The organism is Streptomyces sp. NBC_00829, assembly GCF_045161795.1.
Classification (GTDB): Bacteria; Actinomycetota; Actinomycetes; order Streptomycetales; family Streptomycetaceae; genus Streptomyces.
On sequence record NZ_CP108867.1, the window covers coordinates 5,736,901 to 5,762,853 of the forward strand.

The 25,953-nt window shown below is 70.7% G+C and carries 26 protein-coding genes; 11 read left to right on the forward strand and 15 right to left on the reverse strand.

Annotation, left to right across the window (positions count from 1 at the left end; translation table 11 throughout):
• Positions 1 to 308: 308 nt before the first annotated feature.
• A complete protein-coding gene (locus tag OG293_RS25385) occupies positions 309 to 1,457 on the forward strand; it encodes a selina-4(15),7(11)-diene synthase (RefSeq protein ID WP_406001084.1) in 1,149 nt (382 codons plus the stop codon).
• Between the two features lie 20 nt (positions 1,458 to 1,477).
• Here OG293_RS25385 and OG293_RS25390 read toward each other — a convergent pair whose 3' ends face one another.
• The gene (locus tag OG293_RS25390) at positions 1,478 to 2,266 is read right to left on the reverse strand and encodes a VOC family protein (protein ID WP_406001085.1); all 789 of its coding nucleotides are present in this window, start codon (positions 2,264 to 2,266) and stop codon (positions 1,478 to 1,480) included.
• A 135-nt stretch (positions 2,267 to 2,401) separates the two neighbouring features.
• On the opposite strand from OG293_RS25390, the gene OG293_RS25395 reads away from it, so the two are divergent.
• Complete coding sequence (locus OG293_RS25395) at positions 2,402 to 3,646, forward strand: MFS transporter (protein WP_406001086.1); 1,245 nt, start codon at positions 2,402 to 2,404, stop codon at positions 3,644 to 3,646.
• A 105-nt stretch (positions 3,647 to 3,751) separates the two neighbouring features.
• Here the strand turns inward: OG293_RS25395 and OG293_RS25400 are convergent, their stop codons facing one another.
• Entirely contained in the window at positions 3,752 to 4,375 is a 624-nt protein-coding gene (locus OG293_RS25400) for a LysE family transporter (RefSeq protein WP_406001087.1), read from the reverse strand.
• A gap of 69 nt (positions 4,376 to 4,444) precedes the next feature.
• On the opposite strand from OG293_RS25400, the gene OG293_RS25405 reads away from it, so the two are divergent.
• Positions 4,445 to 4,885 (forward strand): Lrp/AsnC family transcriptional regulator, encoded by a 441-nt coding sequence (locus OG293_RS25405; protein WP_406001088.1) that lies wholly within the window; start codon positions 4,445 to 4,447, stop codon positions 4,883 to 4,885.
• 256 nt (positions 4,886 to 5,141) lie between these two features.
• Here the strand turns inward: OG293_RS25405 and OG293_RS25410 are convergent, their stop codons facing one another.
• Both OG293_RS25410 and OG293_RS25415 read right to left on the reverse strand, forming a co-directional pair.
• Positions 5,142 to 6,185, reverse strand: coding sequence for a rod shape-determining protein (locus OG293_RS25410; protein ID WP_406001089.1), 1,044 nt, complete (start codon positions 6,183 to 6,185; stop codon positions 5,142 to 5,144).
• Positions 6,186 to 6,474: 289 nt separating this feature from the next.
• Complete coding sequence (locus tag OG293_RS25415) at positions 6,475 to 7,041, reverse strand: hypothetical protein (protein ID WP_406001090.1); 567 nt, start codon at positions 7,039 to 7,041, stop codon at positions 6,475 to 6,477.
• 133 nt (positions 7,042 to 7,174) lie between these two features.
• On the opposite strand from OG293_RS25415, the gene OG293_RS25420 reads away from it, so the two are divergent.
• Positions 7,175 to 7,900 (forward strand): hypothetical protein, encoded by a 726-nt coding sequence (locus tag OG293_RS25420; protein WP_406001091.1) that lies wholly within the window; start codon positions 7,175 to 7,177, stop codon positions 7,898 to 7,900.
• 266 nt (positions 7,901 to 8,166) lie between these two features.
• Here the strand turns inward: OG293_RS25420 and OG293_RS25425 are convergent, their stop codons facing one another.
• Complete coding sequence (locus OG293_RS25425; protein ID WP_406001092.1) at positions 8,167 to 8,610, reverse strand: MarR family winged helix-turn-helix transcriptional regulator; 444 nt, start codon at positions 8,608 to 8,610, stop codon at positions 8,167 to 8,169.
• 90 nt (positions 8,611 to 8,700) lie between these two features.
• Here OG293_RS25425 and OG293_RS25430 point away from each other — a divergent pair, with 90 nt between their 5' ends.
• Positions 8,701 to 9,720 carry an NADP-dependent oxidoreductase gene (locus tag OG293_RS25430; RefSeq protein WP_406001093.1) on the forward strand — a complete coding sequence of 340 codons (1,020 nt, stop codon included), beginning with the start codon at positions 8,701 to 8,703 and terminating at the stop codon, positions 9,718 to 9,720.
• A 217-nt stretch (positions 9,721 to 9,937) separates the two neighbouring features.
• Here OG293_RS25430 and OG293_RS25435 read toward each other — a convergent pair whose 3' ends face one another.
• Positions 9,938 to 12,499 (reverse strand): M14 family zinc carboxypeptidase, encoded by a 2,562-nt coding sequence (locus tag OG293_RS25435; protein ID WP_406001094.1) that lies wholly within the window; start codon positions 12,497 to 12,499, stop codon positions 9,938 to 9,940.
• A 160-nt stretch (positions 12,500 to 12,659) separates the two neighbouring features.
• Between OG293_RS25435 and OG293_RS25440 the strand changes: the two genes are divergently transcribed.
• Complete coding sequence (locus tag OG293_RS25440) at positions 12,660 to 13,463, forward strand: EI24 domain-containing protein (protein WP_406001095.1); 804 nt, start codon at positions 12,660 to 12,662, stop codon at positions 13,461 to 13,463.
• Between the two features lie 268 nt (positions 13,464 to 13,731).
• Positions 13,732 to 13,992 (forward strand): hypothetical protein, encoded by a 261-nt coding sequence (locus tag OG293_RS25445; protein WP_406001096.1) that lies wholly within the window; start codon positions 13,732 to 13,734, stop codon positions 13,990 to 13,992.
• Positions 13,993 to 14,353: 361 nt separating this feature from the next.
• On the opposite strand, the gene OG293_RS25450 is transcribed toward OG293_RS25445, so the two are convergent.
• The gene (locus tag OG293_RS25450) at positions 14,354 to 15,259 is read right to left on the reverse strand and encodes an SGNH/GDSL hydrolase family protein (protein WP_406001097.1); all 906 of its coding nucleotides are present in this window, start codon (positions 15,257 to 15,259) and stop codon (positions 14,354 to 14,356) included.
• Between the two features lie 260 nt (positions 15,260 to 15,519).
• Between OG293_RS25450 and OG293_RS25455 the strand changes: the two genes are divergently transcribed.
• On the forward strand, positions 15,520 to 16,014 hold the full coding sequence (locus tag OG293_RS25455; protein WP_406001098.1) for a DUF3145 domain-containing protein: 495 nt from the start codon (positions 15,520 to 15,522) through the stop codon (positions 16,012 to 16,014).
• 137 nt (positions 16,015 to 16,151) lie between these two features.
• Here OG293_RS25455 and fabF read toward each other — a convergent pair whose 3' ends face one another.
• From fabF to OG293_RS25480, 5 genes are all read right to left on the reverse strand, one after another.
• Positions 16,152 to 17,414: a beta-ketoacyl-ACP synthase II gene (fabF, locus tag OG293_RS25460; protein ID WP_406001099.1), complete on the reverse strand. Its 1,263-nt coding sequence runs from the start codon at positions 17,412 to 17,414 to the stop codon at positions 16,152 to 16,154.
• A 78-nt stretch (positions 17,415 to 17,492) separates the two neighbouring features.
• Entirely contained in the window at positions 17,493 to 17,741 is a 249-nt protein-coding gene (locus OG293_RS25465; protein WP_023542032.1) for an acyl carrier protein, read from the reverse strand.
• Between the two features lie 54 nt (positions 17,742 to 17,795).
• Positions 17,796 to 18,827 (reverse strand): ketoacyl-ACP synthase III, encoded by a 1,032-nt coding sequence (locus tag OG293_RS25470; RefSeq protein WP_406001100.1) that lies wholly within the window; start codon positions 18,825 to 18,827, stop codon positions 17,796 to 17,798.
• 16 nt (positions 18,828 to 18,843) lie between these two features.
• Complete coding sequence (locus OG293_RS25475) at positions 18,844 to 19,755, reverse strand: ACP S-malonyltransferase (RefSeq protein ID WP_406001101.1); 912 nt, start codon at positions 19,753 to 19,755, stop codon at positions 18,844 to 18,846.
• A gap of 89 nt (positions 19,756 to 19,844) precedes the next feature.
• Positions 19,845 to 21,029 carry a PucR family transcriptional regulator gene (locus tag OG293_RS25480; RefSeq protein ID WP_406001102.1) on the reverse strand — a complete coding sequence of 395 codons (1,185 nt, stop codon included), beginning with the start codon at positions 21,027 to 21,029 and terminating at the stop codon, positions 19,845 to 19,847.
• 135 nt (positions 21,030 to 21,164) lie between these two features.
• On the opposite strand from OG293_RS25480, the gene OG293_RS25485 reads away from it, so the two are divergent.
• Positions 21,165 to 21,836, forward strand: coding sequence for a pirin family protein (locus OG293_RS25485; RefSeq protein WP_406001103.1), 672 nt, complete (start codon positions 21,165 to 21,167; stop codon positions 21,834 to 21,836).
• 20 nt (positions 21,837 to 21,856) lie between these two features.
• Here the strand turns inward: OG293_RS25485 and OG293_RS25490 are convergent, their stop codons facing one another.
• The gene (locus tag OG293_RS25490; protein ID WP_406001104.1) at positions 21,857 to 22,669 is read right to left on the reverse strand and encodes a serine hydrolase domain-containing protein; all 813 of its coding nucleotides are present in this window, start codon (positions 22,667 to 22,669) and stop codon (positions 21,857 to 21,859) included.
• Positions 22,670 to 22,829: 160 nt separating this feature from the next.
• On the opposite strand from OG293_RS25490, the gene OG293_RS25495 reads away from it, so the two are divergent.
• Together OG293_RS25495 and OG293_RS25500 are read left to right on the forward strand one after the other, a co-directional pair.
• Positions 22,830 to 23,285: a MerR family transcriptional regulator gene (locus OG293_RS25495; RefSeq protein ID WP_406001105.1), complete on the forward strand. Its 456-nt coding sequence runs from the start codon at positions 22,830 to 22,832 to the stop codon at positions 23,283 to 23,285.
• 6 nt (positions 23,286 to 23,291) lie between these two features.
• The gene (locus tag OG293_RS25500) at positions 23,292 to 24,308 is read left to right on the forward strand and encodes an aldo/keto reductase (RefSeq protein ID WP_406001106.1); all 1,017 of its coding nucleotides are present in this window, start codon (positions 23,292 to 23,294) and stop codon (positions 24,306 to 24,308) included.
• A gap of 142 nt (positions 24,309 to 24,450) precedes the next feature.
• Here the strand turns inward: OG293_RS25500 and OG293_RS25505 are convergent, their stop codons facing one another.
• Positions 24,451 to 24,879, reverse strand: coding sequence for a PPOX class F420-dependent oxidoreductase (locus tag OG293_RS25505; protein WP_406001107.1), 429 nt, complete (start codon positions 24,877 to 24,879; stop codon positions 24,451 to 24,453).
• Positions 24,880 to 25,012: 133 nt separating this feature from the next.
• A complete protein-coding gene (locus OG293_RS25510) occupies positions 25,013 to 25,882 on the reverse strand; it encodes a DUF4429 domain-containing protein (RefSeq protein WP_406001108.1) in 870 nt (289 codons plus the stop codon).
• Positions 25,883 to 25,953: the final 71 nt, after the last annotated feature.

Sequence of the window (25,953 nt, forward strand, 5' to 3'; positions counted from 1 at the left end):
CGCTCGACTCCCCTGTTCGCGGACCCGGCAAGGGACGGCGTGTCGCGTTCAAGCCAGCCACCGTCCACGCCGCCACCAGGGAGGCATTCCGGAGGAAGGCTGACTGCGAGGCCTCGGCATGGCCGAACTTCCGTCGGTGAAAACGACGTTCGCACTGGTGCGGGAGCTGTAGGTGGGGCGGACCTTGGCTTGAAAGCTCTATTGGAACGGTTGTGACTCGTGAGTACTATGCGTCGTAGTTGATCAGTTGAGGGGTGCGATTCGCGCCGCCGACCCGACCGTTTCTCGATGCGCAGAAAGGTGATGACGTGGGGCCGGAGCTGACCGTTCCACCGATCTTCTCCCCTATACCGCCTGCGATACATCCCAGCCATGCGGCCATCGACGCCCAGACCACCGCCTGGGCGCAGGCGATCGGCATCGGATCCGACGAGTTGCGCGGCCGGCTCGTCCAGCACGACATCGGTTCGTTCGCGGCCCGGGTGCTGCCCGACGGCCGCGAGTCCGTCGTCGGCATCCTCTCGGACTTCGTCCTCTGGCTGTTCGGGGTGGACGACGGCTACTGCGAGGAAGGTGAACTGGGCTCCCGTCCTGGTGAGTTGAACGCGGCGCTCCAACGGCTGCTGCGTGTCGCACAGAATCCGGACGTCCCCATGCTGCTGGACGACCCGCTCGCGGGCGGGCTGCGTGATCTGCGGCGCAGGATGTCCGAGCACGGCACCGACGGACAGGCCGCCCTCTGGGTCAACGCCCTGCGCGAGTACTTCTCCAGCGTCGTGTGGGAGGCGGAGCACCGCAGGTCGGGCACGGTGCCGGGCTTGAACGACTACACGCTGATGCGTCTCTACGACGGCGCCACCACGGTCGTCCTGCCCCTGCTGGAGATGGGGCACGGCTATGTCCTCGACCAGGACGAGCGGGCCGGCGATCTCGTACGGGCCGCGGCGGAGACGGCCTCCTTCGTCATCACCTGGGACAACGACCTGTTCTCGCACCACAAGGAAAGCCGCGGGACGGGCTTCTATCTGAACGTCGTGCGGGTTCTGGAGCACGAGTACGGGCTCAGCCCCGCCCAGGCCCTCGATCTGGCGATCTCCCAGCGGGACCGGGTGATGAACCTCTTCCTGAGGCTTCGGAAGCATCTGATGCCCGCGGCCGGACCGCACTTGCGTCAGTACCTCCACAATCTGGGCACGTACATACGCGGCGCCCAGGACTGGGGCATCAGCTCCGTGCGCTACACCACACCCGACGATCCGGCCGGCCTTCCGACCGCGTTTCGTGATTCGCCCGTCGACGACAGCGACAAGCCGCTCGACATCCCCGTCATCTCCTGGTGGTGGGACCTTCTCCCGGCGCGGACCGCGCCGGTCGACGGCCTGCCGGCCGACGTGGCTTCCGCGGGCGCGCGTCGCGGCACGCGGCCAGGGAGAAAGGATTCTTCGGTCGTCGGCTGACCGCCGGGTGGAGGAAGGCCTCAGGTGAAGGCGGGCATCTCGCCCTTGGTGTTCCGCAGATCGATGACGGAGAACGCGGCGCCCTGCTGGTCGGTGACCTGTGCGGAGCGCCCGAAAGGACTGTCCGCCGGGCCGAGGCGCACCTGCCCGCCGAGCCCGGTGACCGTGGCGACGGCCGCGTCGCAGTCCGGGACGGCGAAGTACACGTTGATGTACGGCTGGGCCTCGGCAGGGAAGAAGTCGTTCATGTTCATCCGGCCCGCGACCGGCTCTCCCTGGATGCTCCAGAGGCGGAAGTCGATCTCCTCGTGGGACATCTTCTTGACCTCGAAGGGAAAGACGGCGGGGTAGAAGGCGTCGGCCTTCTCGGCGTCGCGCGTGGTGACCTCGGCCCAGGCGTACGAACCGGGCTCGCCCGTCTTCTCGAAGCCCTCGTGGGTGTCGGCCTGCCAGGCGCTGAAGTGAAGGCCGCCGGGGTCCCGGGCCGTCACCATCGTCCCGAACTCACCGACCTTCATCGGCTCCGACGTCAGCGTTCCGCCCTTGTCCCTGATCTTCGCGGCGGCGGCAGCGGCGTCCGGCACGGAGAAGTAGAGGTTCCAGGCGGGCGGGCCCACCATGCCCGGGATCTGTGGAGAGACGGCGGCGACGGCCTTGCTGTCCGAGTAGGCCTGCGTGTAGTCGCCGTATTCCGGCGCGCTCTCGCCGAACGTCCAGCCGAGCAGTTCGCCGTAGAAGCTCTTGGCGGCCTCCATGTCGGGGAACATCGCGTCGACCCAGCACGGGGTGCCTTCGGGTGGTGCGGCCATGGGTTCCAGCCTCCCGGGAGAGAAATATCCTCACGAGCACGCTATGTGCCACCGACGGACGTCGCTCGCCGAAGGCTCTGGCGCAGCATCCGGGGTGTAAGGGGTCCTCCTGAAGCCGGTCATATACTGCCCCGCATGTCGACCAGCACCCGCCCCCGGATACTCGCCGACCTCACCCCTCTGCGGACCTCCGTGCACTTCCGGCGGCTCTGGTTCGGCAACACCATCTCCTGGATCGGGCAGGGCATGACAGCCCTCGCGATCTCACTCCAGGTCTACGACATCACCCGCTCCACCTTCGCCGTCGGCCTGGTGGGACTCTGCTCCCTCGTGCCGCTCGTGATCTTCGGGCTGTACGGAGGCGCGATCGCCGACACCGTCGACCGGCGCAGGCTCGGGCTGATCAGTGCCGGCGGGTCCGCCGCTCTCTCCGCCGCCCTCGCCGTCGGCGCGTTCGCCGGATTCGCGCATGTCTGGTTCCTGTACGCCGTCGTCGCCCTCCAGGCGGTCTGTGCCGCCGTCAACTCCCCGGCCCGCAGCGCGATGATCCCCCGCCTCCTGCCGCCCGAACAGTTGCCCGCCGCCAACGCCCTCTCCTCGATGACCATGACGTCCGGCATGCTGCTCGGCCCCATGATCGGCGGACTTCTCGTCGGATTCGCGGGCTATCAGACGGCGTACTCCATCGACGCCGTCGCGTTCGGCGCGTCGCTGTACGCGATGTGGCGGCTGCCCTCCATGCGTCCGGACCGGGCGGCGGGCGCGAAGAAGGCGTCGGTACTCGACGGTCTGCGGTTTCTCGCGACCCGGCCCAACCTCCGGATGACGTTCTTCTCCGACTTCTGCGCGATGATCCTGGCCCATCCGCGCGCACTCTTCCCCGCCGTCGCCGTCGCCTGGTACGGCGGTGACGCCCGCACCACCGGACTGCTGGCCGCGGCTCCCGCGCTCGGCGCACTGCTCGGCGGGGTGTTCTCCGGATGGCAGGGGCGCATCCGCCGCCACGGGCTGGCGATTCTGCTCGCCGTGGGCGCGTGGGGGGCCGCCATCGCCGTCTTCGGACTCACCCGCAATCTCTGGCTCGGGCTGTTCTTCCTCGCTCTCGCGGGCTGCGCCGACACGGTGTCGATGGTCTTCCGCAACACGATGATGCAGACCGCCGCCCCCGACGAGATGCGCGGCCGTCTCCAGGGGGTCTTCATCGTGGTCGTCGCGGGCGGGCCGCGGCTGGGCGACTTCCTGGCGGGCAGCGTCGCCGACATGACGTCGCCGACGATCACGGTGACCGGCGGCGGAATCGCGTGCGTGCTGGTGCTGGCGCTGTTGTCCCTGCGCTGGCGGGGCTTCGCGCGTTACGACGCTCGCTCACCGGCGCCCTGACCGTCCGATTCCTGGCGGTCCGCGAGCCGACGCCGCCGACGCGAGGGGGCCGGGTAGAACTTCAGCTGTACCGGGCCCTCTTCGTCGGGCCCGACGGCTGACGGCTCACGGGAGTGGCAGCGCCACCTCGACCGCGTACACCGCCACCAGGCCGTATCCGATGCGGAACGTCCAGGCGCGGGCGGCTTCCGGGAGCCGTGCGCCCGCGAAGCCGCTGAGCGCGACCAGCAGTTGCTGCCACGCGAACGACGCCAGGAACACCCCGCCGACGAACACCGCCCCGGCCGCGCCCGTGCTCAGCGTCGCGCCCTGGGCCGTGGTCAGGGCGGCGAAGTACAGCGCTGTGGTGGGGTTGATCAGGGTGAGCGCGGCGAACCGTGTGAACGTCCGGACCGGGCCCGCCGCCGCGCCCGCACCCTCGCTGTCCGGCGCGGGCCCGGTGTGCCGCGAGGCGAGCAGTCCGCGCACGGCGATCACCGCCAGCACCGCGGCCGACACCAGCCGTACCCACGCCTCGACATCCGAGAGAGCGGAGGCGACGAGGGGGCCGAGCGCCGTCGCCGCGGCGGCGTACGCGAGGTCGACGACGGCGACGGCCGCCGCGCCGGCCACGGCAGCGCGGCGGTCGCGCATCCCCTCCTGGACGAGCAGCACGCCCATCGCCCCCACGGGCATCGCCACTCCCAGGCCCGCCGCCGCGCCCGCCATCGCCGTCGTCCACATCGTCATGCCGACACCATCGGGCAGCCGCTTCCGCTCACGCGGCCGGATTACCGTCCGTACTGCGACAATCGCGGTATGGACCGTCTGGACAGTGAAATCCTCGGTGTGCTGCGGGAGGATGCGCGGATCTCGTACCGCGATCTCGGTGTTCGGGTCGGCCTCAGCTCCAATGCCGCCGCCGAGCGGGTGCGCCGGATGCTCCGTGACGGGGTGATCCGCGGCTTCACCACCCTCGTCGACCCGGCCGCCGACACCCGTGCCGGTCTCGTCGTCTTCATCGACGTCACGCTGCGGCTCGACACGACGAACGAGGACTTCGAGCGGGTCGTGCTGAAGCTGCCCGGCATCACCGAGGTCGTCCATGTGACGGGCGCGTACGACTATCTCGTACGGGCCAGAGCCGCCGACCCCGCCGAACTGGACACGCTGCTGCGCACCCTCAAACGCGAGGCGGGCGTCGCCCAGTCCAGCACCAGGATCGCGCTGCGGGCTGCTACCGGCGGGCCGGCCAGGTGACCGTCGCCCGTCGCCCGCCGTCGCCCGCCGTCCCGTCGTCCGTGACCGTCAGCCGCACGCCCGCCCCGTCCGTCGGGCAGGCTCGCCGTCGCGTCCACGTCCACCGTGATCGCCGATCCACGGCCCGCGCGAGCAACTCGTCGCCCTCCCCGGCGGCGGCCCCGCGCCGGGGAGGCTCCAGCGTCAACTCCGTCGCGAACAGCCTCGGTACGACGAGATCGTGCAGACCGGTCCTGGTCCTGATTCCGAGCCGTTGTCAGTCGGCGCCGGCGAGGGCACTGAGAACGAGCGGCTGGATCTTGCCCTCCAGCATCGAACCGAGGCCCAGGATCGCGCAGATGTCGGGGCGTTCGGAGATGTGCACGGGCATCCCTGTCGCATCGCGCAGCATCTGGTCCAGGCCCGGCAGCAGCGCGCTCCCGCCGACCATCATGATTCCGCGGTCGGCGAGATCGGCGACCAGGTCCGGCGGGCAGTCCCGCAGCACCTTGCCGATCCCGTCGAGCACGGACGTGAGCGGGGTGTGGATCGCGTCCCGTACGGCGGCGGTGTCGACGCGCACCGAGCGGGCGAGGCCGGTGGCCACGTCCCGGCCGTGGATCTCGGTCGACGCTGGCCCCTGGGGCGTCAGACCGTTGCCGTGCAGGGCGAGTTGGAGGGGTCGTACCGACTGGCTGGGCAGCATCAGTTCATGCTGGTGGCGCAGGTGCTGGATCACCGCGTGATCGATGGCGTTGCCGCCGACCGGAATCCGCTCGGCGGTGACGATCGCGCCGAGCGAGAGAACGGCGACCTGGGTGGTCGCAGCCCCGCACACCATGATCATCGTTGCTGTCGGCTGCTCCACGGGCAGTCCGCAGCCCACGGCCGCGGCGATCAGTGTGTCGACGAGCTCGACCCGGCGGGCACCGAGGCCGACCAGCGTCTCGACGGCGGCGCGCTGGGCCAGCGGGTCGGCGTCGTGCGGGGTGCAGGCGGCGGCGCGCAGCCGCGGCTTGCGGCGCAACTGGCGGCGGAGCTTCTCGCCGAGGAGGTGACGGAGCATCCGCTGGGCCATCTCGATGTCGACGACGGTTCCGCCGGAGACGGGGCGGGCGACGCGGATGTAGTCGGGCGTACGGCCCGTCATCTTCTCGGCGAGCGCGCCGACTGCGATCAGCGCGCCGGTACGGGTGTTCACAGCGGCGACGCTTGGCTCGTCGACGACGAGTCCGGCTCCCTTCACGAAGACCCTGGTCCTCGCGGCCCCCAGGTCGACGGCGACATGGCAACGGCGCAACTGCTCAAGGCTGACGGTCACGGCAGATCCTCCCGAGTGCGGTACTTGTTCGCATCGTGCGATCGCCGGGCGAGGTGCGCGCGCTGGGTGAGCCGGTCGGGGGTACGGAGCTGACGCACCGCCAGATCTGTTCCGCCGTTCGGGGGCGCGGCGTCTTCCGTGCCCTTCGCCCAGTTCCGGCCGTCCGGCGCGGGTGGTCCCTCCGGAGGCCGAGGCCCGCCACCTCGCGGGCCGTTCTCGATCGCGACAGGGCCGCCGGTGCCCGTCCGCGCTCAGCGCGCGCGTCGGAGAGGCACCACGCCGTCCACGCTCAGCGCAATCGTTGGAGCAGGCCCCAGGTGAACTCCGCCACGCGACTCTCACCGGTCGGAAGCGTCAGCCGCAGCTGCCAGCGCGTGGGCGCCGAGCCTTCCATCGGGGTCGCCGGAGGGAAGGCCCGCGCCGCCTCGTCCACCGTGCACGACCACGGCTTCAGGTCGTCCTCCGCGCGCAGCAACGGGCCCGCCTCTTCGGGGGCGCGCACCAGCCACTCGTTCCACACCGCCCCTTTGCCGCTCGCCAGCACCTCGAAGCGCAGCGTGGGCCAGAGCGGCAGGGGCCACAGCAGCGCGTCGCACTCCAGGTCGCCGATCTTCCGGCTCTCGACACGTTCGGGCTCACCGAGCACCGAGCGGTACCGGGCGAGTGCGCCACGGCCCCGGGGCGAGCGGACCATCGCCTGCCAGCGACGATTGGCCTCCCGCAGCTCGGCGAGCGAGGCTCCCAGCTCATGTCGGGCGTCCTCGACGAGGTCGGGCTGATGGTCGGCCATCCGGCGCAGCAGCACCAGCTGGAATTCGCGGGGACCGAAAGGAGCGGCAGGGGTCATGCCCGACATCCTGCCCGTCGGTCGAATCGAACGTGGCGTCAACCGGCACGAGATGGATTGCTTCGGAATTGAAGATTCCACACAGAATCCTCACAGAGCCATCCGCATCCGGCCCCCTCGCGGCGCATAGCCTGCGGGCGCCATGGATTACTGCCACCAGTGTCGACGGCACCTCAACGGCGCCCTGGCCTGCGCAGGCTGCGGTACGCCGGTCGAGGAGCTCCGGCATCTCAGCCCCGGTGCGCCCGCGGCGGACCACGTCGTCGAACGGGACGAGGTGTCCGACCCCGTGGGGCATCGGCGTTCCCGCCGTCAGCCCGCTCCCCGGCGCAAACCGCCGTCCGGACGCCGGGCCCGCAAACGGCGCGGCCGCAAGATGCTGCTCGGTACCTTCGGCCTGGTGCTCGCCGCGGGTGCGCTGAGCCTCGCCGAGCTCGCGTACGAGAACGCGGGCGACGACGGCGCCGCGACCTCCGTCAAGGAAGAGGAGAGCGCCGAGACGGAGGCCGCTCCGGAATCCACCGACGATGTGACTCCCGAAGGCCCCGACGAGGTGAACGAGCCCGCGGTCGCCAGCTCCGGTGCCGCACGGCCCGCGCGCACCGGGTCCGGCCCGGCCACGGGTATCGCCCGTACGGGTACCCGGCGGCCGTCCGCGACCGTCGCGGCCATCGGTACGCCGTCCGCCTCCCCGTCCCCGGCCGATGCCTCCGGCAGTGCCGAGTCGTCGGCCTCGGGCGACCCGTCCGCCTCGGGCGACCCGTCCGCCTCGGCGCCGGGACGCGGCTCCGCACCGCCGTCCGCGAATCCCCAGTCGAAGCCCAGCCCGCCCAAGACCTGCGACCGCTTCTTCTGGTGGTGCATCTAGAGCTTTCTTCGGATCAGGCCGGATCGCGAACCCGGCAAGATCCAAAAGAAAGGCCCCTGAGGGCGCAGCGGCCGGCGGTCAACGGAGCCCGGCGGTCGACGGAGCCGGGCCGGTCCATGGCGCATCCAGGACCGGCCGTACCGGCGCCAGTGTCCGGCCGGGCGGACCCGGTGCCGGACAGACCCGGGTGGGGCGGACCTGGATCCGACAGCCCTGGGTGTCGAACAGCCCTGGGTGTCGAACAGTCCTGGGTGCCGGGCCCCGGTCTACGGGACGGCAGGCGCGCCCGCGCCCAGCATCCGCCGGAGCAGGTCCCGCAGCCCCCTTCGCTCCTCGTCCGTCAGCTGTGCCAACGGCTCGCGCGCGAAGTCCAGCGACTCCCGCAGCCGTCGTGCCGTGCCCATGCCCTCCTCCGTGGCCGCGGCGATCTTCACCCGGCGGTCGTACGGATCGGGCCGCCGCTCCACCAGGCCGCGGGCCTCCAACCGGTCCACGATCCCGGTGATGTTCGAGGGCTCGCACCGCAGCTTCTGCGCGATGCGGCGCATGGGTGTGGGCTCCGTCGCGAGCAGCCCCAGCACCCGGGCCTGGACCCCGGTGAGGGAGTGCTTGGCCGCGGCCTGCTCGTACTCCGTGTAGTAGCGGGCCACGACATCGCCGATGAGCTCGACGACTTCGACGGTCAGGGGATCGGTTCGTTCAGTGGCCATGGGCACCAGGATACCCAGATACTTGACAATATGAAATATCGAGGAGCATGGTTGTTTCAGATAGTGAAGCTTTTCTAGGAGGAACGCAGCATGTCCGCACTTCCCGCATCCGGCCGTGAATGGCACCTGATCGCCCGTCCGCACGGCTGGCCCAAGGCCGAGGACTTCGCGCTGCGCGAGGCCCCGGTGAGCGCGCCCGCCGAAGGCCGCGTGCTCGTGCGCAATCTGCACTTCTCGGTCGACCCGTACATGCGCGGCCGGATGAACGACGTGAAGTCCTACACCCCGCCGTTCAAGCTCGACCACCCCATGGAGGGCGGCGCGGTCGGCGAGGTCATCGCATCGAACGCCGAGGGCTTCGCCGTCGGCGACCACGTCCTGCACGGTCTCGGATGGCGCGAGTACGCCGATGTGCCCGCCAAGCACGCCGTGAAGGTCGACGCCTCCCTCGCCCCCCTCTCCGCCTACCTCGGCGTGCTCGGCATGACCGGCCTCACCGCCTACGCCGGCCTCTTCGACGTCGCCTCCTTCAAGGAGGGCGACGCGGTCTTCGTCTCCGGCGCGGCCGGTGCGGTGGGCAGCCAGGTCGGCCAGATGGCCAGGCTCAAGGGCGCCTCCCGCGTCATCGGCTCCGCCGGCTCGGACGAGAAGGTCAAACTCCTCGTCGAGGAGTACGGCTTCGACGCGGCCTTCAACTACAAGAACGGCCCCGTCGCCAAGCAACTGAAGGAGGCCGCCCCCGACGGCATCGACGTCTACTTCGACAACGTGGGCGGGGACCACCTGGAGGCCGCCATCTCCTCGCTCAAGCTCCATGGCCGCGCGACCATCTGCGGCATGATCGCCCAGTACAACAACACCGAGCCGACCCCCGGACCGCGCAATCTCGCCCTGGTCATCGGCAAGCGGCTGCGCCTGCAGGGCATGCTCGTCGGCGACCACGCCGACCTCCAGCCGCAGTTCGTCCAGGAGGTCGCGGGCTGGATCGCCTCCGGCGAGCTCAAGTACGACGAGACCGTCGTTGAGGGCATCGAGAACGGCTACGACGCCTTCATGGGTCTGCTCCGCGGTGAGAACACCGGAAAAATGATCGTTTCGCTCACCCGCTAGGTTTTCGTTCGGATCGGGCAGGATCGGTGAGCGGTGCCAGGGAGCCCGGCAAGATCCAAACGAAAGACCCTGGTCTCCGCCTCGGCCACCGCGGTCGTGGGCGCGAGCCGCGGTGAATCAGCGGGCCGCCCTCTGACCCGTACCGCACAACACGAGGGCCGCACCCGAAAGGCCGAAAGGGTGCGGTCCTCGCTGCGTTGCCCGGCAGGGCCCGGGGTCAGCGGGTGATCAGCGCCCGGCCGACCTGCGCGAACACGCCCTTGGGGTGATCACGGAACAGTGGCTCGGTGCCGAAGAGCACGACATGCGCCCCCTTCGCCGACCTGCCGCTGACGACCGACGCCTTCCCCGCCGCGTCCTTCGGCCCGCCGGTGCCGTCCTCGGCCGCTCGCCAGTGGCCCGCCACCAGCGGGTTCCCGGTGGCGTACGACTGCTCCACCCGCACACCCGCCCCCAGGCCGGTGAACCAGAGCGGGGAGTACACGAAGGTGTGCGCGAGCGCGCCGCCGGTGACCGGGCTGCCGGCCGCGTTGACCACCCGGACGACACCGTTCGCATCGCCGTTGCCCGCCACCGGCTTCGCCGCGAGCAGCCCGGCAGCCGAATTGAGCGCCGCACCCTCCGGGCCGAGGCCCACCAGGCGCCCGCCGCCCGCGAGGAACGCGTCCAGCGCACCGCGTGCGGCCGGGTTCAGCTTCCCGTACTCCAGACCGCTCGACACATAGAGCACATCCGCCTTCGACCAGTCGTAGCCCGCGTTCAGCGTGGCCGTCGACACCGGCTGGACCTCGAAACCCATCTCGCGCAGCCCGAACAGTTCGCCCGGCGTCACCGCCGCGGCCACCCTGGTCCGCTTCAGCAGGGCCGTGCCCCGCTGCTTCGTCGCGGAGAACACCACGCCGAGACGGTCCGCGAGCACACCCGCCGCACCGCGGGCCGAGCCCGGCACCACCGCCGAACCGTCCACGGCGCGCCGCACCCGCACCCCCTGGGCGAGCAGGGAGTTGAGCGACGCCAGCTCCTTCGGGTCGTCGAGCCGCAGTCGCAGATCACCGTGGGGGGCCACATATCCGGTCGGCGCCGCGGCATGGACCGGGCGTCCCACCACGGAGAGCCCGCCCCGGGTGACCTTGTCCACGGTCGCGCCCCACAGCAGCCCGAGGCTCCAGCCCGAGATGTCGTACATCATGGACGCGTCCGCGCTGATGTCCCGGCCCTCGGCCAGGATCACATTGGCGATACCGCGCTTGGGCTGATGCATGTCGACGACGTACGAACCCGCCGGATAGGCGCGCCCCGCCAGCCGGAACGGCGCAACCGCCCGCTCGACGCGCACGTCATTGGCGACCAGATGGTCCACCAGCCGGGCCGCCGCGGTCGCCGAGCGCTGGCCGCGGCCCGCCGGAATGACATAGGCACGGGGGAAGACCGTGGTGTAGACGTCCTCGGGACCGATCCCGGGCACGCCCGGCACGGTCTTCTCCGACACCGGCCGCTGCGCCTCGCCCGCCGCGCCCCGCCGGAAGGTCTCGATCTGGTCGGCGATCACCGAGGTGCGGTGTGTGCGTGTGTAGTCGAGCGTCGCGCGCATCGCCGCGCCCGCGATCGCCGTGTTGATCGCCGCCGAGCGGCGCAGCTCGGCGACCGGCAGTGTGTCGTACGCATCGTTGTTGACCGTCAACGGGAACTCGATCGTGTGCGAGGCGATCGCCCCCTGGAACGGCATGTACTGCGGGGTGAAGATCGGCGGCCAGTCGTCCCAGCCCTCCTTCTGGTCCCGGAAGGGGATGACCGCGGGCTCGACGCCGTCCTTCGCGGGGGTGTAGCCGAGCCCGTTGACCGCCTTCTCCATGCCCAGCGCGTTGGCGTAGGCGTTCTTCAGGAAGAGGTCGTACTCGTAGTTCTCGCCGTGCGGAGGAGTCGTCGGCTCGATCAGCGTGCCGTTGACGTACCCGTGCAGATCGAGCATGACCGCCGGCTGCTTGTCGATGGCGATCTGCCGGATCGCGCGGGCCTCGGGCTGGGAACCGGTGATGAAGTCACGGTTCAGGTCGAATCCGTTGGCATTGGTGCGCGTTCCCGCGATACGGCCGTCCGGGTTGGCGGTCACATTCAGATAGATGCGGTTCCCGGCCAGCAGCTCGGCGGTTTTGCCGTCCTTCGCCTTCGCGAGCCGCTCGATGAGCTTCAGGGCCGCGTCCGTGCCCTCCCACTCGTTGCCGTGGATGTTGTTGTTGATGAAGACCGGCGCCTTGTACGCGGACCTGATGTGTCCGTCCTTGGCGGCCAGGGCAGGGGAGTTCTCGATGATCTCCCGCATCCGCTCCTGCTCACGGGCCTGCCGGGCGCTCTCCGGTGCGGTCACCGTGACCAGATACAGCTCGTGCCCGCCCGCGGAGTGCCCGGCCACCTCGACGCTGACCCGGTCACCCAGCTTCTGGAGGGCGTTCAGCCGCGGGGCGAGCGAATGGTACGGCGCCAGCCCCAGCTTGATCGACTTGTCGGCCGGGTTCACGGGCGGAGCGTCGAGGACGGTACGCCGGGGATAGCCGCCTCCCCGGCCACGGGTAGCCCCGGTACCGGCCCGCAGGGCGTTTGCGGTGGCCGAGAGGGGCGCCTTCGCGACCGAGGTGTCGCGCCCGCCGCCCTCGCGTACGGGATGCGGCCGAGGGCCGTCACGGCCGGGAGCCCCGGGGACGGCGGTAGCGCTGACGGGCGCGAGGAGCACCGCCCCGGCGAGGGCGGCGGTGGCGATCAGGACGGGACGAGGCAGACCCATGCGTACATACCTCCGGAGAACCGGAATCGAACTGCGCAACGAACAGTAGGCAGGGGTCTACCGGTTCAACTCACGAATGACAAGAGGCACTTCGGCGTGGCGGCAGGTTGCCCCGTACGGCCCAGGCGGTGCGTGGGCGGCACACCGATAGGCTGGGAGCTTGCGTGATCTCGGGGTTGGCTTCGGCTACTTGGTGAAGGGCCAGCGCTGGGTCGGCGGACACGGCAGATGGTTCGGTTTCGGCCTGCTTCCGGGGCTCGTGACCCTGGTGCTGTACGCGGGCGCGCTGGTCGGGCTCGCCTACGGCGCCGACGATCTGACCGCCTGGGCGACGCCCTTCGCGGACGACTGGGACTCGCCCTGGCGAGGCCTGTTCCGGGACTCGCTGACCGCGCTGGTCTTCGTCTTCGGACTGTTCCTCGCCGTGATCACCTTCACCGCGGTCACCCTGCTCGTCGGCCAGCCCTTCTACGAGTCGCTGTCCGAGGCGGTCGACCGCTCCGAGGGCGGCGAGGTCCCCGAGTCCGGGCTGCCGCTCTGGCGCGAGCTGTGGATCTCCGCGCGCGACTCGCTGCGGGTCCTGGCCCGGGTGGTGCTGTACGGCCTGCTGCTCTTCGCCTTCGGCTTCGTCCCGGTCGTCGGCCAGACCGTGGTTCCGGCGATCGGCTTCTGCGTCTCGGGCTTCTTCCTGGCGGAGGAGCTCAGCGCGGTCGCGCTCCAGCGCCGCGGCGTCGAGCTGAGGCAACGGCTCGGGATGCTGCGGGGCCGCCGGCTGCTCACCCTCGGCTTCGGCCTGCCGCTGACGCTCGCCTTCCTCGTACCGTTCGTCGCGGTGTTCCTGATGCCGGGGGCGGTGGCGGGGGCGACGCTGATGGTGCGGGACCTGGTGGACGACCCGCAGGAGCCGGAGCCGGTGGATCCCGCGACTCGGGCCCCCGCGCCCTACGGCTTCAACAAGGACTAAGTGTTCTGTCCTGGGAGGCTGTGGACGGTTGAGGGAGATCTCGGTTGAGGGAACTTGGCCGAAGGGCATGCGGCTGATCGTCGAGGTGACCGGCTCCACACCCTCCCTCGAACGATTGTGTCAGGGGGGCCTTGGCGATTCGGGGTGGCTACCGAAGCATTGTGGCGGCCCGGAAAAGTTGGGTTGTCGCACTGATCTTGCTCTGCTGAGGTTGAACAGTTCCGCAGCGCCGAGAGAGCCGGCGCAGCCTCAAGAACAGGACGCCACCATGAATTCTCATAGCCAGCAGTCCTCCTTCACCCCCACCCCGCGCTCCGCCCAGCGCTCATCCCGCCTGCGGCTCATGCTGGCCGGCGGGGCCCTCGCATTCCTCGGCGGCGGCGGCGTCGCCCTTGCCACCGGCCAAACCACGACTCACGACCCCGGGACGGCCGCCAGCCCGCTGGCACAGCGCCCGCAGGAGGAAGCCGGCAACGGCGCGGCTGACGTCAAGACGCTCGCAATCGCGGGGTATGGGCTTCGTTACTGACCTCGGGCGCTGAACGCAAGACGCTGCTGCGGTAGCGCGTCGGCTGTGGCTGCGGGGGCGCACATCCGTCATGTCCTCGGGCAGCCCAGTGAGGTAGCTGGGTGCCCGGGCGGCAAGACCTCTCCGCCCCACCGCACCTGGGCTTGACGTAGCAGATCAACACCCCTTCCCGGCAGCTCCAATGCCGACAGTGTTCGAATCCCCGTGGAAGCGCGCAACGGCGCCACTCGCAGCACTGAAAGGCTGCGAGAGGCGCGTTGTCCGCTGAGGGGGCGCGTCCTGGCCGAGGGGGTCGGGTTGACCACGCGTCCGGGATGCCGACCGTCGACAGACGCCGGGCCCGGACGACGTGCCCGAGAGATCAGCCGGGCGGCTCCGCCGCCGTGATGTTGCGGTACGCGATCTTCGCCAGTTGCTCCTGGCCGTTCCTGCTCGGGTGGAACCAGTCCCAGTGGCTCAACTGCTCCCCGCTGAACCGGTAGTCGAACACCGCCCCGCCGTCGTACCGGCAGCGCCGGTCCTTCCCGCAGACGTCCCTGAGCACGCCGTTGTAGGCCACGACCCGCTCGTGCACCGTAGCCCGCCGCTGCTGCGCCTGCGTGCTCTCGTCGTCGGCGTCGCCCAGCATCGAGGCGCAGATCCCCAGTTTCCAGATCTGCCGGCCGAGCGGATTGCCGCGGCCGGCCGACCACAGGCGCCGCAGGTCCGGCACGCTCGACACGTACACCTGGGACTTCGGAGCCGTACGCCGTAATTCCTTCATCGCGACCTCGAAGGACCGGCGGAAGGCGTCGACCTCCGTCATCCTCTCCGGCGAGTCGGCGCAGGCGTCATTGGAGCCGACCATCACGGTCACCAGCTCGGGCTTCCTCGCCGCGGCCTGGGCCATCTGCTCGGGCAGGTCCGCGACGTCCGCGCCCGACCGGGCGTAGTTCCAGCTCCGCTCGGTCAGCGCCGGCGCGCCGATGAGCCGAAGCGCCAGGCTGCGCACCTCCGCGTCGGTGCCGGTCGCCCAGGACACCTCGGGGCAGTCGGAGAGCACCACGCAGGCGTCGAATCCGCGGGTGATGGAGTCACCGACGGCGGCGAGCGAGTCGGGGCTGCGGTCCCAGACGGGGACGGAGGGGCGCCGTTTGGCGGGTGAACCGTGCGTCCGCGTGTCCGACGAGGAGTCACATCCCGCCAGCGCGCCGGTCACCAGGAGTAATCCGGCCGCCAGAGTGGCCGCCGCGGTGCGCGAGCGGCGCGTCCGGCGTGTCTTGCGCATCCCCTGTTCCCCTTCGTGTCACCCGGGTGAGAGGCCCTGCCGGGTGAAAGCTTGGTGCGTACGGCACTCGGACCGACGGTACGTCACCCTTCGGCCGCCTGCTCACGGTAGCTTTTCCCCGTCGACCCCAGAGGCATCGCGCCCATCGGCTCCGGTAAATTACATCACGTCACATGCTGTCCCTTTTGCGGAGATTCGCTCCCGATGCTGTTTACTGAGGCCCCTGGGAAGACGATCCTCGTCCCACCATGGAGGTCCCGGTGACGACACGTGGCGTTCTGTACGTTCACTCCGCACCGCGCGCGCTGTGCCCGCACGTCGAATGGGCGGTCGCGGGTGTTCTTGGCGTGCGGGTCCAGCTCGACTGGATCCGGCAGCCCGCATCGCCCGGCACCTGGAGAGCCGAGTTCTCCTGGAAGGCCGAGGCGGGCACGGCCTCCCAGCTCGCCTCCGCGCTGCGCGGCTGGCAGATGCTGCGTTTCGAGGTGACCGCCGAGCCCTGCCCCACCGCCGAGGGCGAGCGCTACAGCGCCACGCCCGAGCTCGGCATCTTTCACGCCGTCACTGGAATGCACGGCGACATCCTGATCCCCGAGGACCGGCTGCGCGCCGCGCTGGCACGGTCGGCGCAGGGCGAGACGGACCTGGAGGCGGAGATCGCCAAGCTGCTGGGCAAGCCGTGGGACGACGAGCTGGAGCCGTTCAGGTACGCGGGTGAAGGCGCCCCGGTCCGCTGGCTGCACCAGGTCGTCTGAGACTTCGGGTGGCTCCGGGCGGTCTCCGGGCGGTCCCCGGGTCGCCCCAGCGCGCCAGGACGTCTGCCGGACCGCCGTGTCGACATGGCTGAGGCCCGCCACCCCGTCGGGGGAAGCGGGCCTCAGCCGCCGGTGCGTCAGACCGTCCGGAAGGCAAGGACCACGTTGTGGCCGCCGAAGCCGAACGAGTTGTTGATCGCCGCGATCGTTCCGGCGGGCAACTTACGGGGCTCGCCGCGCACGATGTCCGCGTCGACCGCCTCGTCGAGGTCGTCGACGTTGATGGTCGGCGGTGCGGTGCGGTGGTGCAGCGCGAGCACCGTGGCCACGGTCTCGATGCCGCCGGCGCCGCCGAGCAGGTGTCCCGTCATCGACTTCGTGGCGGAGACCGCGACATGGTCGAGGTCGTCGCCCAGAACCTTGCGCAGCGCCTTGATCTCGGCGATGTCGCCCTGCGGGGTCGAGGTGGCGTGCGCGTTGAGGTGCACGACCTCGGACGGCTTGAGGTCCGTGGAGTCGAGCAGGTTCTGCATCGCGGTCGCGATGCCGCGGCCGCTCGGCTCGGGCTGGGCAATGTGGTGGCTGTCCGCGGACAGACCCTGGCCCAGCACCTCGCAGTAGACCTTCGCGCCGCGCTTGGCGGCGTGTTCGGCCGATTCCAGGACGACGACGCCCGCGCCCTCGCCGAGGACGAAGCCGTCACGGGCCGTGTCGTACGGCCGAGAGGCCTTCTCGGGCTCGTCGTTGTTCTTGGACATCGCCATCATGTTGGCGAACGCCGCGATGGGCAGCGGGTGGATGGCCGCCTCCGTGCCGCCCGCGACGACGACATCGGCGCGCCCGGTGCGGATCATCTCGACGGCGTAGCCGATCGCCTCGGCGCCCGACGCACACGCGGAGACCGGGGTGTGCACGCCCGCCCGGGCGTTCACCTCCAGGCCGACGTTGGCGGAGGGGCCGTTGGGCATCAGCATGGGGACGGTGTGCGGGGAGACGCGGCGTACGCCCTTCTCCTTGAGCACGTCGTACTGGTCGAGCAGAGTCGTTACGCCACCGATGCCGGAGGCGATGACGGTGCCCAGACGCTCGGGCTGGACGGGCGTGTCCTCACCGGCGGGAGCGGTGTAGCCGGCGTCGGACCAGGCCTCGCGGGCCGCGATCAGCGCGAACTGCGCGGAGCGGTCCAGCTTGCGGGCCAGCGGGCGCGGCAGAACCTCGCCCGGGTCGACCGCCGCCGGCGCGGCGATGCGGACCGGGAGTTCGGCGAAGCGCTCGCCCACGAGGGGCTTCACTCCGGAGCGCCCGGCGAGCAGCCCCTCCCAGGTCGATGCGCTGTCGCCACCCAACGGTGTGGTTGCGCCGATACCGGTGACGACCACGGTGCGATTGGTCGAGCTCACAGGAATTCTTTCTCCACGTATAGAGGGTGCTGAACTGTCACGGCGCCACCGTCAGGTGGCGACAAGCGCGTTTCAGGCTCAGGCCTGGTGCTTGGCGATGTAGTCCGCGGCGTCGCCGACGGTCTTCAGGTTCTTGACGTCGTCGTCCGGGATCTTCACGTCGAAGCGCTCTTCGGCGGCGACGACGACCTCGACCATGGACAGCGAGTCGACGTCCAGGTCGTCGGTGAAGGACTTGTCCAGCTGGACGTCCTCGACCGGGATGCCGGCGATCTCGTTGACGATCTCCGCGAGACCGGAAACGATCTCTTCCTGAGTGGCGGCCATGTGGCGCTCCTTCGGTTTGTGTCAGAGGGTGGTGCGTCCGGAAGATCCGGCTGCCTAGGGGAGGGTAACGACCGTCGCGGCGTACACGAGACCCGCCCCGAAGCCGATGACGAGCGCGGTGTCACCGCTCTTCGCCTGTCCGGTCGCCAGGAGCCGCTCCATAGCGAGCGGGATCGAGGCGGCCGAGGTGTTGCCGGTGGTCTCCACATCACGGGCGACCGTGACGTGCTCCGGCAGTTTCAGAGTCTTCACCATCGAATCGATGATCCGCATATTGGCCTGGTGCGGGATGAAGACGTCCAGGTCGTCCGCGCTGATTCCGGCCGCGTCCAGCGCCTGCTGGGCGACCTTCGCCATCTCGAACACGGCCCAGCGGAAGACCGCCTGGCCTTCCTGCGTGATCGAGGGGAACTTGATCTCGCCCTTCGAGTCGAGCGGCAGTTGCGCCACGTCGCCGATGCGGAAGCGGTCCCACGGCACGGTCTGCTTGATCGTCCCGGCCTTGTCGCCCTCGGAGCCCCACACGGTGGGGCCGATCCTCGGCTCCTTGGAGGGACCCACGACGACCGCACCCGCGCCGTCGCCGAACAGGAAGGCCGTCGCGCGGTCCTCCAGGTCGGTGAGGTCGCTGAGCCGCTCGACGCCGATCACCAGGACATACTCGGCGGAACCCTCCACCACCATGCCCTTGGCGAGGGTGAGGCCGTAGCCGAAGCCGGCGCAGCCCGCCGAGATGTCGAAGGCCGCGGCCTTGTTCGTGCCGAGCTTGTCGGCGATCTCGGTGGCGATGGCGGGAGTCTGGCTGAAGTGCGAGACGGTCGAGACGACCACGGCCCCGATCTGCTCGGCGGTGATCCCGGAGTCGGCGATCGCCTTGCCGGACGCCTCGATCGACATCGCGGCCACGGTTTCCTCGTCGTTCGCCCAGTGGCGCGTCGCGATGCCCGAGCGGGAGCGGATCCACTCGTCGGAGGAGTCGATCGTCTCCAGGATCACCTCGTTCGGCACGATCCGGGTCGGCCGGTAGCCGCCGACACCCATGATGCGTGCGTACGGGGCGCCCCGGCTGGGCTTGATCTTGGGCATCCTCTACGGCTCCTTGTCAGGATGTGTGCTCGGCGAGCAGCGTGCGGGCCGCGTCGAGGTCGTCAGGGGTCTTGAGCGCGAGCGTCTGCACACCCGGCAGGGCGCGCTTGGCGAGACCGGTGAGCGTACCTCCGGGGCACACCTCGACCAGCGCGGTGACACCCTGCTCCTTGAACGTCTCCATGCACAGGTCCCAGCGGACCGGGTTGGCGACCTGGCCGACGAGCCGGGCGATGACCTCGTCGCCGGTCGCGACGGTGTGGCCGTCCTTGTTCGAGACGTACGGGACGGACGGGTCGGCGACCGTCAGCTTCGCGGCGGCCTCCTGGAGCGTCGCCACCGCTGGTGCCATGTGGTGCGTGTGGAACGCGCCCGCGACCTTGAGGGCGATGACCCGCGCCTTCTCCGGCTTGTTCTCGGCCAGCGCGGCGAGCTGCCCGACCGTGCCCGCGGCGACGATCTGGCCCGCGCCGTTCACATTCGCGGCAGTCAGGCCGAGGCCTTCGAGGTGGGCCACGACCTGCTCGGGGTCGCCGCCGAGGACGGCCGACATGCCGGTCTCGGTGACCGCGGCGGCCTCGGCCATCGCCAGGCCGCGGGTGCGCACGAAGCCCAGCGCGGCGGCGTCGTCGAGGACACCCGCGAACGCGGCCGCGGTGATCTCGCCGACGCTGTGGCCCGCGACGGCGCCGGGACGCAGATCACCCAGGGCGGCGGCCGAGAGCAGACCGGCGGCCACCAGGAGCGGCTGTGCCACGGCGGTGTCGCGGATCTCGTCCGCGTCCGCCTTCGTGCCGTAGTGGGCGAGGTCGAGCTCGATGGCGTCGGACCACGCCGCGATGCGGTCGGTGGCACCGGGGAGTTCGAGCCAGGGAGTCAGGAAGCCGGGCGTCTGAGCGCCTTGGCCGGGAGCGACGAGTACGAGCACCCTCACACTCTCTCTTGTGGATGGCTCCGTCCGCCCGTGGGGACAGGGACCAAGAACCGTCAGGGGAATTGTTGGTGTCCGACAAAAGTCTAGGACTGCGAATCTCCGTCGGCCAGACGCCCCAGGATGAGGGCGATTCGGAGAGTGAACGCGGAGCGAACATCGGAGGGTGACCATCCGGTGACGTCGGTCACACGTCGCAGCCGGTAGCGCACGGTGTTGGGGTGTACGAAGAGCATCCTCGCGGCACCCTCCAGACTGGACGCCTGTTCGAGATAGACGCTGAGCGTTTCCAGTAGCGCCGACCCAGCCTCCTCCAGCGGTCTGTAGATCTCCTCCACCAACTGCTCGCGTGCGGCGGGGTCCGACGCGATGGCGCGCTCCGGTAGGAGATCGTCCGCCAGAACGGGCCGTGGGGCGTCCTGCCACGCCGAGCACGCCTTGAGCCCGGCCGCCGCCGCCTGCGCGGACCTGGTGGCCGCGAGCAGGTCGGGGACGACGGGTCCGGCTACCACCGGTCCGGCCGCGTACGGCCCGATCAGGCCCTTGGCGACATGCAGCGGGTTGTCGCTGCCGCCCGCGATCACGACGAGCCGGTCGCCGAGGACGCCGGTCAGGACCTGGAGTTTGGCGTGCCGGGCGGCCCGGCGGATCGCCTCGACGGTCAGTTCGCTGTCGCCGTCGGGAGCGGTGCCGAGGATGACGCACACATGCTCGGGGGAGTTCCAGCCGAGCGCGGCCGCGCGGGAGACGGCGCCCTCGTCGGCCTCGCCGGAGAGCACCGCGTTGACCACGAGGGACTCCAGCCGGGCGTCCCAGGCGCCGCGGGCCTCGGCGGCCTGCGCGTAGACCTGGGCGGTGGCGAAGGCGATCTCGCGCGCGTAGACGAGCAGCGCCTCACGCAGGACGGACTCGTCGCCGGGGGCGGCGACCTCCTCGATCGCGGCCTCCATCACCTCGATCGTGGTCCGCACCATCTCGACGGTCTGGCGCAGTGTGATCGCCCGCGTCAGTTCGCGCGGAGCCGTCCCGAAGACGTCGGTCGAGATCGCCTGCGGGGTCTCGGGATGCCGGAACCACTCGGTGAACGCGGCGATACCGGCCTGGGCGACCAGACCGATCCACGACCGGTTCTCCGGTGGCATCGCCCGGTACCACGGCAGCGCCTCGTCCATGCGTGCGATGGCGTTCGCGGCGAGCCGGCCGGACGACTGCTCCAGTCGGCGCAGGGTCGCGGAGTGCGGGTGGGCGGAGTTCGCTGCAGGTTCGGGCACGGGACAAGACTGCCTTATCGGGGCGGCTGCGCGGAGTGGCGGGGCCTCGGTCCGCCTCGCCGGGCCGCCCTCACGGGATCACGGCGCCTTGGTCGAGGTCCCACCGGCTCGCCGTCGCGGGACTACGGTGGACCCGTGATTGACGTACGGCGCTCCGCCGACCGCTACCGCGGCGGCGATCCGGCCTCGGGCATCGAGTCCCTGCACGCCTTCTCCTTCGGGCGGCACTACGACCCCGACAACCTCCGCTTCTGCGCGATCCTCGCCTGCAACGAGGAGCGGCTCGAACCCGGCGCCGGCTTCGACGAGCACCCGCACAGCCACACCGAGATCGTCACCTGGGTCGTCGAGGGGGAGCTGACCCACCGCGACTCGGCCGGACACGCGACCACGGTCCGGCCCGGGGACGTCCAGCGACTCAGCTCGGCGGACGGCGTACGGCACGTGGAGCGCAACGACGCCGACGTGCCGCTGACCTTCGTCCAGATGTGGCTCGCCCCGCTGTCGCCGGGCGGTGATCCCTCGTACGAGATCGTGCGCGGCATCGCGGACTCGACGCCGTACGCGCTCCCCGAGGCGGGCGCGATGCTGCACGTCCGTCGTCTCGCACCCGGCGAGCGCACGGCGGTGCCGGACGCACCCGCGGTGTACATCCATGTGGTGCGCGGCGAAGTCCGGCTCGGGGAGAGGGAGTTGGGGGCGGGAGACGCGGCACGCGTCGCCGATGCCGAGGAGCTGGAGCTGACCGCGGGAGGCGGGGCCGCTGAACTACTGCTCTGGGAGCTGTCGGGCCCGTCCGGCACCTGAAGGACCCTGGCTCCTCCCCGTCAGCGCAGCTCCGCCAGCACCGCGTCGGTGAACGGCGGCCACGCCTCGACCGCCCACGGCCCGAAGGCCCGGTCGGTCAGCGCCACGCAGGCCGCCCGCGCGTCCGGGTCGATCCACAGGAACGTGCCCGACTGCCCGAAGTGGCCGAAGGTACGCGGCGAGGACGAACTGCCCGTCCAGTGCGGGGACTTGGAGTCGCGGATCTCGAAGCCGAGGCCCCAGTCGTTCGGCTTCTGATGGCCGTAGCCGGGCAGGATGCCGGAGAGGCCGGGATGGACGACCGTCATCGCGGCAAGGACCGTACGGGCGTCGAGCAGCCGGGGCGCCTGCACCTCCGCCGCGAAGCGCACCAGGTCCCCGACGGTGGAGACACCGTCCCGTGCGGGGGAGCCGTCCAGCGTCGTCGCCGTCATGCCCAGCGGCTCCAGGACCGCCTGGTGCAGATACTCCGCGAACGGGATCTCCGTCGCCTTGGCGATGTGGTCGCCGAGCGCCTCGAAGCCCGCGTTGGAGTAGAGCCTGCGGGTCCCGGGCGGCGCGGTCACGCGGTTCTCGTCGAAGGCCAGGCCCGAGGTGTGGGCGAGCAGATGACGGACCGTGGAGCCCTCGGGACCGGCCGGTTCGTCGAGCTCGATCGCCCCCTCCTCGTACGCCACGAGCGCCGCGTAGGCCGCGAGCGGCTTGGTGACGGAGGCGAGCGGGAAGCGGTGCGAGGCCGGCCCGTGGGTACCCGCGAGGGTGCCGTCCGCCCGTACGACGGCCGCCGCCGCGGTCGGTACCGGCCAGTTCTCGATCATCGCCAGGCTCTGCATGCGTACGAGCCTAAACGGTCCTGCGGGGTCGGCCGCATGGCCGGGTCGGGGGTCGCTCGGCGTGCGAGGCTCATGTGCCGGAGGCTGATCGCGGTTGCGCGCGGATTTCCCTTCGTTTCTCCTTGCTTCGAGTGCACTCCAAGGTTCTAGCGTTGAGGGCATGACGCTGATCGAGACCAAGCCGGACAGGACGGATCTCTGCACGGACCCACCCCGCGGGCATCCGCGCCCCGAAGGGCAGGACCGCTACACGATCAGCGAGGTCGCCGCGTTCACCGGCCTCACCGCTCACACACTGCGCTGGTACGAGCGGATCGGGCTGATGCCGCACGTCGACCGGTCCCACACCGGACAGCGGCGCTTCACCAACCGCGACCTGGACTGGCTCGCCTTCGTCGGCAAGCTGCGGCTGACCGGAATGTCGGTGGCGGACATGGTCCGCTACGCCGAGCTGGTGCGGGAGGGCGAGCACACCTTCGAGGCACGGCAGGAGCTGCTCCAGCAGACGCGTCGCGATGTGCGCACACGCATCGCGGAGCTCCAGGACACGCTCGCCGTGCTGAACCACAAGATCGAGTTCTATGCGGACGCCCGGCGGGCGTCGGAGAGGCTCTGAGACCTGATGAGCAACGGCAGGATCGCACAGGTACGGCTCGGGACCGGCGGACCGCTGGTCGGCGTGCAGGGCCTGGGCTGCATGGGCATGAGCGAGTTCTACGGGGACACCGACCAGGAGGGCGCCCGGGACACCCTGGAGGCGGCGCTGGAGGCCGGTGTCACCCTCTTCGACACGGCCGACGCCTATGGGCGCGGAGCCAACGAGGAGTTCCTCGCGCCCTTCTTCGGGGCCCACCGCGACGAGATCACCCTCGCCACGAAGTTCGCCATAGAGCGGACCGACGACCCGCAGTACCGGGCCCTGCGCAACGACCCGGCGTACATCCGCCAGGCCGTCGAGGACAGCCTGCGACGGCTGAGGACCGAGGTCATCGACCTCTACTACATGCACCGCCGTGACCCGGCCGTGCCGCTCGCCGAATCCGTCGGAGCGATGGCCGAACTGGTCGAGCAGGGCAAGGTCAAGCACCTGGGGCTGAGCGAGGTCACCGGTGCGGAACTGCGCGAGGCGCACGCCGTGCACCCGATCGCCGCCCTCCAGTCGGAGTGGTCGCTGTTCAGCCGGGACGTGGAGCGCAGCGCCGTGGGCGCCGCCGCCGAGCTGGGCGTCGCTTTCGTGCCGTACTCGCCGCTCGGCCGTGGCTTCCTCACCGGGGCGTTCGCCGACGCCGGCAGGGATCTGTCCGAGGGCGACTTCCGCCGGTACCAGCCGCGCTTCACCGGCGACAACGCCAGGGCCAACGCCGCTCTGCTGGAACCGGTCCACAAGATCGCTTCGGCGCACGGGGTGACGGCCGGGCAGGTGGCCCTCGCGTGGGTGCAGCAGCGCGCCGAGGTGCACTCGCTCGCCGTCGTCCCGATCCCCGGCACCCGCAACGCCGGCCGCCTCCTGGAGAACGTCGGGGCGACCCGGCTGACGCTGACCGAGGACGAGCTGGCGCGGCTGGAGCCGATCGCCGCTCTGGTGGCGGGCGACCGCTACCCGGACATGTCCTCGACGTCGGTGGCCCGCGAGGGCTGACCGCCGGGCGGGGACGGCCGCCCCCGCATGCCCGGTCACGGGGGATGCGGGGGCGGCCGTCCGGTGCGGTGTGCGGGGTCCGTCCGGGTGCGGGTCCCCCGGTACCGGCCTCCCGCGGCTGGTCGGCTGGTCGGCCGGCTGGCTAGCCGGCGACGTCGGCCTGGGCGACGACCGTGTCGATATGGACGCGGACCAGCAGTTCGCCGGGGACGCCGTTGCGCGCGCCGTACTGCTCCGCCAGCTCCGGGCCCATGTAGCGCTCACCGATCCGGGTCGCCCAGTCGAGCAGGGCCTCGGGGTCCTCGTCGATCTCCACGTGCCCGCGCAGGGTGACGAAGGAGAACGGCGGCCTGTCGTCGTCGACACACACGGCGACCCGGCCGTCCCGGAGCAGATTGCGTCCCTTCACGGTGGACGCGCCCGTGGTGAGGATCAGGTCGTCACCGTCGAGGAGGAACCACACGGGCGCGATGTGCGGGCTCCCGTCGGCTCGTACCGTGGCCAGCTTGCCGGTGCGGGTTCCCTCCGAGACGAAAGCCTGCCACTGCTCTTCCGACATCTCGTGAGCCATGCGTTTCTCCTTGTCAGAGCCCAGGCCCTCAGTCTGTCCGAGCCCGGCCACCGACGCCCCTGCGCCCGCCCGGGCGCGAACAGCCGCCCTGAGCGCCCCGCACCCGGAACAGCACCCGTCCGGACTCCTCGGGCTACAGCTCCGCGAGCAGTTCCGCCTTCTTCGTGCTGAACTCCTCGTCCGTCACCAGCCCCGCCTCGTGCAGCTCCCCGAGGTGCCGGATCCGCTCCGCGATGTCCGCAGGGTCACGGCGCCCCGCTCGCAGCGCCGCCACCGGCGCGGATCCGCTGTTGCGCACGGACGCGAGGACCGCCGCCGCGAACGGCAGCGACTCGTGCACCGGCCCGTACCGCAGTCCGAAGAGCACGGCCGCCGGGTCCTTGTCCGCCTGCGGGTTCCGGGCCGCGCCGTCGCCCGGGTCCTCGCCGCGGCGCAGCAGCCGCAGATACCCGTCGAAGGCCTCGGGTGAGCGCCACTCGACGCCGCTCAGCTCCGCCACCGGGAAACTCTGGTCGCCCGCCTTCCACTTGGCGGACGACGCGCCCGTCCAGGACCAGCGGAAGGAGACGTTGGAGCCGTCGAAGGAGGCTTTTCCGTCGTACGCCTTGAAGTGCATCGGGCCCTCGGGCGCGGCCACGGCGTACCGTTCGGCGGGTGCGCCGGCGTTGTCCGGGAGCAGTGCGCGGAGTTCGTCGGCGTAGTACTCGGCGAGCGTCTCGCGCTCGGCCGGCAGCACCAGCCGGTACGGGTCACAGCCTTCCTTCAACTGCCCGGCCGCGGCCTCCATCAGCGGATCGGCTCCTGGTCTGGGCGCCGCGTGCAGCACGACCGTGCCGCGCTTGCCCGGCGAGAGGGTCACCGACGCCAACGCCTCGTGCGGGATACGGCGTTCGCGAAGCGTCTGGAACAGCTTCGGCGTACGGAGTCCCCGTTCGAAGCGGATGAGCACGGAGTCGGTCTCGAACTCCCAAGTGGCTTGAATTCCGGCCAGCACATCACCCATACGCCTCATCGTAGGCGGCGTGCGCCCGCGCGTCGCCCCTCGGTACTCAGCACGGCCCACGACGTTCTACG

Bases quoted from the DNA above. Each gene is read 5' to 3' on its own strand.
- OG293_RS25450 (WP_406001097.1), bottom strand. From the start codon at position 15,259: ATGCGCAAGACACGCCGGACGCGCCGCTCGCGCACCGCGGCGGCCACT.
- OG293_RS25510 (WP_406001108.1), bottom strand. From the start codon at position 25,882: ATGGGTGATGTGCTGGCCGGAATTCAAGCCACTTGGGAGTTCGAGACC.
- OG293_RS25500 (WP_406001106.1), top strand. From the start codon at position 23,292: ATGAGCAACGGCAGGATCGCACAGGTACGGCTCGGGACCGGCGGACCG.
- OG293_RS25420 (WP_406001091.1), top strand. From the start codon at position 7,175: ATGGATTACTGCCACCAGTGTCGACGGCACCTCAACGGCGCCCTGGCC.
- OG293_RS25390 (WP_406001085.1), bottom strand. From the start codon at position 2,266: ATGGCCGCACCACCCGAAGGCACCCCGTGCTGGGTCGACGCGATGTTC.
- OG293_RS25470 (WP_406001100.1), bottom strand. From the start codon at position 18,827: ATGCCCAAGATCAAGCCCAGCCGGGGCGCCCCGTACGCACGCATCATG.
- OG293_RS25505 (WP_406001107.1), bottom strand. From the start codon at position 24,879: ATGGCTCACGAGATGTCGGAAGAGCAGTGGCAGGCTTTCGTCTCGGAG.
- OG293_RS25430 (WP_406001093.1), top strand. From the start codon at position 8,701: ATGTCCGCACTTCCCGCATCCGGCCGTGAATGGCACCTGATCGCCCGT.
- OG293_RS25405 (WP_406001088.1), top strand. From the start codon at position 4,445: ATGGACCGTCTGGACAGTGAAATCCTCGGTGTGCTGCGGGAGGATGCG.
- OG293_RS25395 (WP_406001086.1), top strand. From the start codon at position 2,402: ATGTCGACCAGCACCCGCCCCCGGATACTCGCCGACCTCACCCCTCTG.
- OG293_RS25425 (WP_406001092.1), bottom strand. From the start codon at position 8,610: ATGGCCACTGAACGAACCGATCCCCTGACCGTCGAAGTCGTCGAGCTC.
- OG293_RS25465 (WP_023542032.1), bottom strand. From the start codon at position 17,741: ATGGCCGCCACTCAGGAAGAGATCGTTTCCGGTCTCGCGGAGATCGTC.
- OG293_RS25495 (WP_406001105.1), top strand. From the start codon at position 22,830: ATGACGCTGATCGAGACCAAGCCGGACAGGACGGATCTCTGCACGGAC.
- OG293_RS25415 (WP_406001090.1), bottom strand. From the start codon at position 7,041: ATGTCGGGCATGACCCCTGCCGCTCCTTTCGGTCCCCGCGAATTCCAG.
- OG293_RS25445 (WP_406001096.1), top strand. From the start codon at position 13,732: ATGAATTCTCATAGCCAGCAGTCCTCCTTCACCCCCACCCCGCGCTCC.
- OG293_RS25400 (WP_406001087.1), bottom strand. From the start codon at position 4,375: ATGACGATGTGGACGACGGCGATGGCGGGCGCGGCGGCGGGCCTGGGA.
- OG293_RS25435 (WP_406001094.1), bottom strand. From the start codon at position 12,499: ATGGGTCTGCCTCGTCCCGTCCTGATCGCCACCGCCGCCCTCGCCGGG.
- OG293_RS25490 (WP_406001104.1), bottom strand. From the start codon at position 22,669: ATGCAGAGCCTGGCGATGATCGAGAACTGGCCGGTACCGACCGCGGCG.